This window comes from Pseudomonas sp. NPDC087346 (assembly GCF_044744235.1).
Classification (GTDB): Bacteria; Pseudomonadota; Gammaproteobacteria; order Pseudomonadales; family Pseudomonadaceae; genus Aquipseudomonas.
Map to the genome: position 1 here is coordinate 23,426 of NZ_JBIUXX010000062.1, position 9,582 is coordinate 33,007.

11 protein-coding genes are annotated in these 9,582 nt (G+C 61.3%); 5 read left to right on the forward strand and 6 right to left on the reverse strand.

Annotated features, from left to right (window positions below):
• Positions 1–38: 38 nt before the first annotated feature.
• From ACIOZM_RS26310 to ACIOZM_RS26320, 3 genes are all read right to left on the reverse strand, one after another.
• Positions 39–596 (reverse strand): L-threonylcarbamoyladenylate synthase, encoded by a 558-nt coding sequence (locus ACIOZM_RS26310; RefSeq protein WP_401219240.1) that lies wholly within the window; start codon positions 594–596, stop codon positions 39–41.
• A gap of 55 nt (positions 597–651) precedes the next feature.
• The gene (gene dprA, locus ACIOZM_RS26315; RefSeq protein ID WP_401219242.1) at positions 652–1,752 is read right to left on the reverse strand and encodes a DNA-processing protein DprA; all 1,101 of its coding nucleotides are present in this window, start codon (positions 1,750–1,752) and stop codon (positions 652–654) included.
• A gap of 80 nt (positions 1,753–1,832) precedes the next feature.
• Complete coding sequence (locus ACIOZM_RS26320; RefSeq protein WP_401219245.1) at positions 1,833–2,858, reverse strand: LysM peptidoglycan-binding domain-containing protein; 1,026 nt, start codon at positions 2,856–2,858, stop codon at positions 1,833–1,835.
• A gap of 156 nt (positions 2,859–3,014) precedes the next feature.
• Here ACIOZM_RS26320 and def point away from each other — a divergent pair, with 156 nt between their 5' ends.
• The 5 genes from def to ACIOZM_RS26345 all read left to right on the forward strand — a co-directional run bounded on the left by def (position 3,015) and on the right by ACIOZM_RS26345 (position 7,767).
• Positions 3,015–3,521: a peptide deformylase gene (gene def / locus ACIOZM_RS26325; RefSeq protein ID WP_401219248.1), complete on the forward strand. Its 507-nt coding sequence runs from the start codon at positions 3,015–3,017 to the stop codon at positions 3,519–3,521.
• Positions 3,522–3,591: 70 nt separating this feature from the next.
• Positions 3,592–4,551, forward strand: coding sequence for a methionyl-tRNA formyltransferase (gene fmt, locus ACIOZM_RS26330; protein WP_401219251.1), 960 nt, complete (start codon positions 3,592–3,594; stop codon positions 4,549–4,551).
• Positions 4,548–5,858, forward strand: a complete 1,311-nt coding sequence (gene rsmB / locus ACIOZM_RS26335; RefSeq protein WP_401219254.1) for a 16S rRNA (cytosine(967)-C(5))-methyltransferase RsmB — start codon at positions 4,548–4,550, stop codon at positions 5,856–5,858. Before fmt ends, rsmB begins: the two co-directional genes overlap by 4 nt.
• A gap of 22 nt (positions 5,859–5,880) precedes the next feature.
• A complete protein-coding gene (trkA, locus tag ACIOZM_RS26340) occupies positions 5,881–7,257 on the forward strand; it encodes a Trk system potassium transporter TrkA (RefSeq protein ID WP_401219257.1) in 1,377 nt (458 codons plus the stop codon).
• A gap of 174 nt (positions 7,258–7,431) precedes the next feature.
• The gene (locus ACIOZM_RS26345) at positions 7,432–7,767 is read left to right on the forward strand and encodes a tetratricopeptide repeat protein (protein ID WP_401219259.1); all 336 of its coding nucleotides are present in this window, start codon (positions 7,432–7,434) and stop codon (positions 7,765–7,767) included.
• Here ACIOZM_RS26345 and ACIOZM_RS26350 read toward each other — a convergent pair.
• From ACIOZM_RS26350 to ACIOZM_RS26360, 3 genes are all read right to left on the reverse strand, one after another.
• On the reverse strand, positions 7,748–7,987 hold the full coding sequence (locus ACIOZM_RS26350) for a PilZ domain-containing protein (RefSeq protein WP_401219261.1): 240 nt from the start codon (positions 7,985–7,987) through the stop codon (positions 7,748–7,750). The two genes, ACIOZM_RS26345 and ACIOZM_RS26350, sit on opposite strands and share 20 nt — an antisense overlap.
• 100 nt (positions 7,988–8,087) lie before the next feature.
• On the reverse strand, positions 8,088–8,975 hold the full coding sequence (locus ACIOZM_RS26355) for a lysophospholipid acyltransferase (protein ID WP_401219260.1): 888 nt from the start codon (positions 8,973–8,975) through the stop codon (positions 8,088–8,090).
• Between the two features lie 40 nt (positions 8,976–9,015).
• Positions 9,016–9,573: a DNA-3-methyladenine glycosylase I gene (locus ACIOZM_RS26360; protein ID WP_401219263.1), complete on the reverse strand. Its 558-nt coding sequence runs from the start codon at positions 9,571–9,573 to the stop codon at positions 9,016–9,018.
• Positions 9,574–9,582 lie beyond the last annotated feature (9 nt).

The window sequence follows — 9,582 nt, forward strand, 5'->3', positions numbered from 1 at the left end:
GTGGGAGCTGGCTTGCCAGCGATTGGAGCAACTCGGTTCTAGGCCGGGCGCACCACTTCGCCGCTCACCAGGTCACGAATCAGGCTCGGGTTCTTGCGCCCACCCAACTCCCCGCCGAGCACCAGATCAACCTGCCCACGGAAATACTGCTCGACCCGCAACCGCGTGCGCGCTGCCGGGCGACCTTGTGGATTGGCCGACGTCGAAATCAACGGCCCCACCATCGAGCACAGATCCCGCACCTGCGGATGATCACTCACGCGCAATGCCACGGTCTCATGCACCCCGGTCACCCACTCGGGCAGCAGGCACTGATGCGGCACCAGCCAGGTGTTCGGCCCCGGCCAGGTGCTGGCCATGCGGTCGATCCACTCCTGCGGGAAGTCTTCGAACAGGAAGTCGAACTGGCGGATGTTGTCAGCGACCAGAATCAGCCCCTTGTCCACCGAGCGATTCTTGATCGCCAACAGCCGATCCACCGCTTCTTCGTTCCACGGGTCGCAACCCAGCCCCCAGACGGCTTCGGTTGGATAGGCAATCACCGCCCCGGCGCGAATCTCTCGTGCGGCTTGTTGCACACGCCAACTGTTGACCATGAAAAAACTCTCCACAAACAGGTTTCGCGCAGTTTACCGATCTTCCCCGTAAAACCTAGCTCGTCCTGGCCATCCAGCGACCGTTTTCACACACTGCGCGGCCGTCCATTTCCAGTTCGGTCAGCGCCGCCAACACCTTGGGCAACGCCCAGCCACTGCTGTCGACCAACGCTTCGCTGGTGTGTGGTGCCGCGTGCAGCAAGCGCAACAACGGGTGATCGACCGGCGGCGTTTCCATGCATAACGGTAGCTGCTGCCAGCCCCGCAGCCCTTCGAGGATGTGTTCGATGGTTTCCACCAGCACCGCGCCATCGCGGATCAACTGGTGACAACCCTTGGCGCCGGGGTGATGGATTGATCCGGGAATCGCATACACCTCGCGACCCTGTTCCGCCGCCAGCCGCGCGGTGATCAGCGAACCACTGGCAACACTCGCCTCAACCACCAGCACGCCGAGGGATAAACCGCTGATGATGCGGTTGCGGCGCGGGAAGTTGCTGGCGGTCGGTCCGGCGTCCAGTGGAAACTCCGAAACCACCGCGCTGCCCGAGGCAATCATCGCGTCGGCAAGGCGTCTATTGCGCTGTGGATAAAATTTTTCCAGCCCGGTTCCGAGCACCCCGACGGTTTGCCCGCCAACGTCCAGCGCCGCTTGATGCGCGGCGGCATCGATGCCCAGCGCCAGACCACTGGTAATGACAAAACCGGCCCCGGCGAGGCTGCGGGAAAACGCGGCAGCGGTGTCCATCCCTGGACGCGAAGCACGACGACTGCCGACCATCGCCAGCTGCGGTTTTTCCAAAATCAGCGGGTCACCGGCGACGAACAACAGCGGCGGCGGGTCAGGAATCTGCGCCAGCAGTGCCGGGTAATCTGGTTGGTCCCACATCAGCAAATGCTGGCCCGGGCGCTCTAGCCAAGCCAATGCGTGGCTCGCGCCATCGCGCACTTCAGGGCTACGCCGAGCCTCCGCGCAGCTCGCTGGCAAACCCAGCGAACGCCAGGCACTGGCCGGCGCGCTGATGGCTTTTGACGCCGAGCCGAACGCTTCGAGCAATCTGGCAAAACGTTTCGGGCCAATATCCGGCAATCGGTGCAGGCGCAAACGCGCTTCCAGTTCCGCAGGGGAAACCGGGGTACAGACAGACAGCATCATGGATCATCCTTGATCGTTATAAGGTCCGAACCATTCGGAACAAGCTGTGGATAACTCTGTTGGTAACTTGTGAAGCAAGCTTACGGATTTCGCACCTTGTCGAGCACCGCCAGCGAGCGTGAAGCGTTAAGCACGAGGCCGTAACTAAGTTTGTCGTAGGTGCGGAACACCATCAGCAAACCGGCACGTTCGTCGGGAATTTTCAGCGGCTGGCCGGTGATCCGGTCGCGCACGGTTTCGCCGGTTTTCATCACCTCCAACACGTTGCCCTCGGCCAGACCATCGCGTCTGCCCTTGTTCAGGGTGACCACGTCCATCACACCGATCTGCGTGACGCCGCGCGGCACGTCGATGATCACGCCATTGATCTGGCTGCTCGGGGCGCTGGGCATGAAGGTCGAGTTGATCGAACGTTCTTCGCCGCTGAACAAGCGGTCACCCAGACGCACTTCCTGAGTGGTGCGTTGCAGGGCGAGGGTGGCGACATCGCCTTCGGTGGCAACGATCTCGCCACCGCCGATGTCGTCGGCGTTGATCCCGAGGAACTCCTTGGTCTGCGGATCAATGTAGACCTTGCCCTGACGGAAGATGCCGTAGACCGGCTGGTTCGGGTCGAAATGCCCGCGGGCGAAGATTCTATCGCCGGTGCCACTGAGCACCCGTTCGGCATCGCCGGCGACGATGTACGGCGCCTTGTCGAAGTCCTCGACCTTGTCGACGATGCGGTTGCTCAGCAGAAAGCTGTTGATCGATTTCAGCGGAATGCTCGGAATCGCCTCGGCCACCGGGCTGGTACGAATGCGCGGCGACAGCTTGATGGTGCCGCGAGATTCGCCGCGATTGAGCATCAGCCGTGGCTCGCCGTTGACGTAATTCAGCGACAAGGTGTCGCCGGGATAGATCAGGTTGGGGTTTTCAATCTGCGGATTGGCCTGCCACAACTGTGGCCATTGCCACGGCTGGCGCAGGTATTTGCCGGAAATGTCCCAGAGTGTGTCCCCCGCTACCACCTTGTATTGCTGTGGAAAACCTTCCTTGAGCTGCACTTGCCCGTGCGCCACACCGGCCGAAGCCAGAAGCAGCAGGGCGAGTAGTGATTTCCTCATGCGGTGAATCCCTTTATTATGTGCGTTCGCGTGAAACGCCAGAGCCCCCGTGGCTCGCTCTTTCAAGAAGAGCTACGTTTCACAACGGTAGCCTGCATCCTCGGACCCGCCAGGCCATCGCCCGACTTTACTTCACATGTGCATCAATCAAAGCCTATGGCCATTTTAAACATCCTCGAATTTCCAGACCCGCGCCTGCGCACTATCGCCAAACCTGTGGCCGTAGTGGACGACGAAGTGCGTCAGCTGGTCGATGACATGTTTGAAACAATGTATGAAGCGCCGGGCATCGGCCTCGCCGCGACCCAGGTCGACGTGCATAAACGTATTGTCGTGATGGACCTTTCCGAAGACCGCACCGAACCACGGGTGTTCATCAATCCCGAGTTCGAATCGCTGACCGAAGACATGGATCAGTATCAGGAAGGCTGCCTCTCGGTGCCGGGTTTCTACGAAAACGTCGACCGCCCGCAGAAAGTCAAAATTAAAGCGCTGGACCGCGATGGTCAGCCCTACGAACTGATCGCCGAAGGCCTGCTCGCGGTGTGCATCCAGCACGAATGCGACCACCTCAACGGCAAGTTGTTCGTTGATTACCTGTCGCAACTCAAGCGCGACCGGATCAAGAAGAAACTGGAAAAGCAGCACCGCCAGAACGCTTGATGCCCCTCTTCAAAGGCTTGCTGCGGCAAGCCTTTTTCTTTTCAAGATGCTTTGCAACAGAGAGCCCTTCATGACTGAGCCATTGCGCATCGTCTTTGCCGGCACCCCGGAATTCGCCGCCGAACACCTCAAGGCCCTGCTGAGCAGCCCTTACGAGATCGTTGCGGTCTACACCCAACCGGATCGTCCGGCCGGTCGCGGGCAAAAACTGATGCCGAGCCCGGTCAAGCAGTTGGCGCTGGAAAACAATATCCAGGTGTTGCAGCCGCCAACCCTGCGCAACGAAGACGCTCAGGCTGAACTGGCGGCATTGAAACCGGACTTGCTGGTGGTGGTCGCCTACGGCCTGATTCTGCCGCAAGTGGTGCTGGATATTCCGCGTCTGGGCTGCATCAACAGCCACGCGTCCCTGCTGCCACGCTGGCGCGGTGCAGCGCCGATCCAGCGTGCCGTCGAACACGGTGATGCCGAAAGCGGCGTGACCGTGATGCGCATGGAGGCCGGTCTCGACACCGGCCCGATGCTGCTCAAGGTCGTCACCCCGATCAGCGCCGAAGACACCGGCGGCAGCCTGCATGACCGGCTCGCCGAGATGGGCCCGCCAGCCGTGGTGCAAGCGATTGCCGGTCTGGCCGCCGGCACCTTGCAAGGCGAAGTGCAGGACGACAGCCTCGCCACCTACGCGCACAAGCTGAACAAAGACGAAGCGCGCATCGACTGGAGCCGTCCGGCCGTCGAGCTGGAACGTCTGGTGCGTGCCTTCAATCCATGGCCGATCACCCACAGCACGCTGAATGGCGAAGCGCTGAAAGTGCTGGCCGCGACACTCGCTGACGGCAACGGCGCACCGGGGACGATCCTCGGCGCCAGCAAGGACGGTCTGATCGTCGCTTGCGGCGAACAGGCACTGTGCCTGACTCGCCTGCAATTGCCCGGTGGCAAAGCGCTGAACTTCAGCGATCTGTTCAACAGCCGTCGCGAGAAATTCGCCGTCGGCACGCTGCTGGGCGCTGCGGTGGACGCGCAATGAATCCGCGTCTGGCCGCCGCCAAGGCACTCGCCGCTGTACTCAGCGGCAAAGCTTCGCTCAACAGTTCGTTACCGACACAACTGGACAAGGTCGAGGATCGCGATCGCGGTTTCACCCAGGATCTGGCGTTCGGCACCGCTCGCTGGCAGCCACGCCTGTCGGCATTGGCGGAGAAACTGTTGCAGAAGCCGTTCAAGGCTGCGGATGCCGATGTCGAGGCGTTGCTGCTGGTCGGTCTCTATCAGTTGCTGTACACCCGTGTGCCGCCGCATGCCGCCATCGGCGAAACCGTCGGTTGCGCCGAGAAGCTGAAAAAACCTTGGGCCAAGGGTTTGCTCAACGCCGTGCTGCGCAGCGCACAACGCGACAGCGAGGCGATTTTCGCCGAACTGGAACGTGATCCGGTGGTACGCACCGCGCACCCGCGCTGGCTGCAAAAATCCCTGAAGGCTTTCTGGCCGGAACAGTGGGAAGCGATTTGCGAAGCCAACAACGCGCATCCACCGATGATTCTGAGGGTCAATCGCCGTCATCATAGCCGTGACGCCTACCTCGGTTTGCTGACCGACGCCGGCATCGCCGCAACCCCCTGCGTTTACAGCCGCGACGGCATCATCCTCGAAGCCGCCGCTGACGTGCGCAGCCTGCCGGGCTTTGCCGAAGGCTGGATCAGCGTGCAGGACGAAGCCGCGCAACTGGCCGCCGACCTGCTCGATCTGGCTCCAGGTCAGCGAGTGCTCGACGCCTGCTGCGCGCCGGGTGGCAAGACCTGCCACATCCTCGAAGCTGAACCGGCGCTGGCCGGCGTGGTGGCGGTGGATCTGGAAGCCAAGCGTCTGGTGCGTGTACGCGAGAACCTCGAACGCCTCGGCCTCAGCGCCGAACTGATCGCCGCCGACGGTCGCGAGACCGACAAGTGGTGGGACGGCAAACCGTTCCAGCGCATCCTGCTCGACGCGCCTTGCTCGGCCACTGGCGTCATCCGCCGTCACCCGGACATCAAGCTGACCCGTCAGCCCGATGACATCGTCGCGCTCGCGCAACTGCAAGGCGAACTGCTCGACGCGATGTGGAAGGCCCTCGAAGTCGGCGGCATCCTGCTTTACGCGACGTGCTCGACGTTGCCGACCGAGAACACCGAAGTAATCGCCGCGTTCCTCGAACGCACCCCGGGGGCCCGCGAACTGGATCTGGCGACGACCGCCGGGATCAAGCAGCCGCATGGTCGCCAATTGCTGGCCCAGCAGGGCGGGCATGACGGGTTCTACTACGCCAAGCTGATCAAGATCGCTGCCGCGCGCGGCTAAATGGATTCAATGGAGTGACTGGATGAAAATCATCATCCTCGGTGCGGGGCAGGTCGGCGGTTCGCTGGCGGAACACCTGGCGAGCGAAGCCAACGACATCACGGTGGTCGACACCGATGGCGAGCGCCTGCGCGATCTCGGTGATCGTCTCGACATCCGCACCGTGCAGGGCCGTGGCTCGCTGCCGTCAGTGCTGCGTCAGGCCGGTGCCGACGACGCCGACATGCTGGTGGCGGTGACAAACAGCGACGAGACCAATATGGTCGCCTGCCAGGTCGCCCACACGCTGTTCCACACCCCGACGAAAATCGCCCGGGTGCGCGAAGCGTCGTACCTCAATCGCGAAGAGCAACTGTTCCAGAACGAAGCGATTCCGGTCGATGTGCTGATCAGCCCCGAGCAAGTGGTCACCAACTACATCAAGCGCCTGATCGAGCATCCGGGCGCGTTGCAGGTGATCGACTTCGCTGAGGGCGCGGCACAACTGGTGGCGGTGCGCGCTTATTACGGCGGGCCGCTGGTCGGTCAGCAACTGCGTCAGTTGCGCGAGCACATGCCGAACGTCGAGACCCGCGTCGCAGCGATTTTCCGCCGCGACCGGCCGATCCTGCCGCAGGGTGACACGGTGATCGAGGCAGATGACGAGGTGTTCTTCATCGCTGCCCGCGAGGACATTCGTGCGGTCATGAGCGAAATGCGCCGCCTCGATGAAACCTATAAACGCATCGTCATTGCCGGTGGCGGACAGATTGGCGAACGTCTGGCCGAGGCGATCGAAAGCCGCTATCAGGTGAAGATCATCGAGATGAACCCGGCGCGTTGCCGCTATCTCTCGGACACGCTCGACAGCACCGTGGTGTTGCAGGGCAGTGCATCGGATCGCGATCTGCTGATGGAAGAAAACATCGCCGACGCAGACATCTTCCTCGCGCTGACCAACGATGACGAAGCCAACATCATGTCGTCGCTGCTGGCCAAACGGCTGGGGGCGAAGAAGGTGATGACGATCATCAACAACCCGGCCTACGTCGATCTGATTCAGGGCGGCGATATCGACATCGCCATCAGCCCGCAACTGGCGACCATCGGCACCTTGCTGGCGCACGTGCGACGGGGCGATATCGTCAGCGTGCACTCACTGCGCCGGGGCGCGGCGGAAGCCATCGAGGCGATTGCCCACGGTGATGCGAAGTCGAGCAAGGTGATCGGCAAGCCGATCGAGAAAATCGGCCTGCCACCGGGCACCACCATCGGCGCGGTGATCCGCAACGAACAAGTGATCATCGCCCACGACGATACGGTGATCGAAGCGGGCGACCATGTGATTCTGTTCCTTGTGGATAAAAAGCATATTCGTGATGTGGAGAAGCTGTTTCATGTGGGTCTCAGCTTCTTCTGAGGTTTTGTGGGGGCTGTTCCGGCCTCATCGCTGGCAAGCCAGCTCCCACAATTTTCTCGGCTGTTCACAAGTGACAGGTACTCCAGAAAACCCTGTGGGAGCTGGCTTGCCAGCGATGGCGGCCTAAAGAACACACTGAATCCCCCTGACACTCCTCAAGCAAGGAACCCATCAATGCTCGAATCCCTGGAAAAAATGCTCGCCAAGGGTGTGGATAACTCACTGCTGCGTTTCGGCCTCGGCAAGGGTTATCTCGATCTTGGGGAAAACGCCAAGGCTGCCGAGCATTTCCAGCGTTGTGTCGGCTTCGATCCGAAGTATTCGGCGGCGTGGAAACTGCTGGGCAAGGCGCATCTGGCGCTGGGCGACAAAGCCGCCGCACGTCAGGCGTGGGAGCAGGGACTGGAAGCCGCCCGCGCCCATGGCGACAAGCAGGCCGAGAAGGAAATGACGGTGTTCCTGAAGAAACTCGATCGGCAGGCGCCCGAGTCTACAAATAGCGCAGGCTGATGCCCTCGGCGTCCACGGTGACCACTTCCATCCGCACCTTTGGTGCGCCTGTGGGTAAACCCTGAACCTGGCCATAGACCACCGCGCCTTCGGGCAACGATGCCAGGCGCGGATGCTGCACATACACCCCGGTGGGCGATAGATTGCGCGTCTGCCCGAGGCATTCGCCGAAGCTGTCGTGGGTGATCTTGATGCGGAATGATTTGCGGTGTTCGGACATCTTCATGCGCCCTTCGGTGAACGTGTTCTGGGGATAACTCGAACGACCGCAGCCAGCGGCGGCGGCGCCTAAAAGTTATCCACAGAGTGTGCCAATTCGATCAATACCAGCGTTCTTCGCCCGGTGGACGCTTCTTGAAGCGCTTCATGCTCCACATGTATTGGCTCGGATATGCCGCAACGTAGCGTTCGACGACCTTGCTCATTGCTGCGCAGGATTCAGCGGTATCGGTGCTGTACATGGCTTCCGGCGCGGCTTCGAGGATCACTTTGTAACCCGAGCCATCCGGCAGACGCAGCGCATGCAGGAACACGCCGACCGCTTTGCCACCGGCCAACATGTTCGGCACGAATTTGCTGGTCAGCGCTTGCGTGGCGAAGAACGGCACGAAGATCCCGGCGGATTCGGCCGGTTCCGGGTCAGCAGGAATACCCACTGCACCACCTTTGCGCACTTCCTTGATCACACTGAGAATGCCTTCCTTGGTCGAGGCGGCGACTTTGTTGCCCAGTTGCACGCGCTGTTTGCGCAGCAAATCATCGACAGCCTTGAGCTTCGGCGGGCGATAGAAAATGATCGGTTTGCACTGGCTGCAATAGAAGTGGTTGAGCACTTCCCAGTTGCCCAGGTGGCTGGTGATGCCGACCACGCCTTTGCCCGAAGCCAGCGCCTCCTTGAGGATGTCGAGGCCTTCGACTTCGCGTACCAGATCGATGGAACGCTGCGCCGGCCAGATCCACGCGCAGGCGCTTTCGGTCAGCGACTTGCCGATGTCTTTCAAACTCTGGCCGACCAGACGCTCACGCTCGGCCGGGTCCATCTGTGGAAAACATTTCGCCAGATTGATCCGCACCACTTCGCGGGAACGGTTGGGGGTTTTCCACATGATCCAGCCGATGGCCGAACCGACGGCCTGCACGGCCCGCCACGGAAGCAGGGCAAACAGCCGCAGAGCGCCTACCAGCAAGGCGCCTTTAAACTTTTCCACAGGTCACTCCTGATCTAGTGATTTGAGCGAGGCGGCCATTCTAACCGCCGTTGGTGAGCTGCGCGTAGCGGTCGCAGTCCTGAGTGTGATCCATGACCATGCCCGAGGCCTGCATCAGCGCGTAGCAAATGGTCGGGCCGACAAAGGTGAAGCCGGCCTTTTTCAAGGCTTTGCTCATCGCCAGCGCCTCGGGGGTGATGGCCGGGACTTCACTGCGATCCTTGAAATGATTGATCATCGGTTGATCGTTCACGAACGACCAGAGAAACCCCACCGGGTCCTCCAGCGCCAGCCAGGCCTGGGCATTGCGCCGGGCGGCATTCAGTTTGAGACGGTTGCGGATGATCCCCGGATCGAGCATCAATTCTTCGATTTCCGCATCGCTCATCTGCGCCACACGCTGCACGTCAAAGCCGTACAGCACCTCGCGATAGTGCGCGCGTTTGCGCAGCACGGTGATCCATGACAGCCCGGCCTGGAACCCTTCGAGCAAAAGCAACTCGAACAAACCCTGCGCATCGCGTAGCGGCGTGCCCCACTCCTGATCGTGATAAGCCATGTACAGCGGATCTTCGGTACACCAAAAGCAGCGTGGCATAAGGCTCCA

Coding starts and splice junctions, on each gene's coding strand:
- ACIOZM_RS26310 (WP_401219240.1), bottom strand. CDS start 596: ATGGTCAACAGTTGGCGTGTGCAACAAGCCGCACGAGAGATTCGCGCC.
- dprA (WP_401219242.1), bottom strand. CDS start 1,752: ATGATGCTGTCTGTCTGTACCCCGGTTTCCCCTGCGGAACTGGAAGCG.
- ACIOZM_RS26320 (WP_401219245.1), bottom strand. CDS start 2,858: ATGAGGAAATCACTACTCGCCCTGCTGCTTCTGGCTTCGGCCGGTGTG.
- def (WP_401219248.1), top strand. CDS start 3,015: ATGGCCATTTTAAACATCCTCGAATTTCCAGACCCGCGCCTGCGCACT.
- fmt (WP_401219251.1), top strand. CDS start 3,592: ATGACTGAGCCATTGCGCATCGTCTTTGCCGGCACCCCGGAATTCGCC.
- rsmB (WP_401219254.1), top strand. CDS start 4,548: ATGAATCCGCGTCTGGCCGCCGCCAAGGCACTCGCCGCTGTACTCAGC.
- trkA (WP_401219257.1), top strand. CDS start 5,881: ATGAAAATCATCATCCTCGGTGCGGGGCAGGTCGGCGGTTCGCTGGCG.
- ACIOZM_RS26345 (WP_401219259.1), top strand. CDS start 7,432: ATGCTCGAATCCCTGGAAAAAATGCTCGCCAAGGGTGTGGATAACTCA.
- ACIOZM_RS26350 (WP_401219261.1), bottom strand. CDS start 7,987: ATGTCCGAACACCGCAAATCATTCCGCATCAAGATCACCCACGACAGC.
- ACIOZM_RS26360 (WP_401219263.1), bottom strand. CDS start 9,573: ATGCCACGCTGCTTTTGGTGTACCGAAGATCCGCTGTACATGGCTTAT.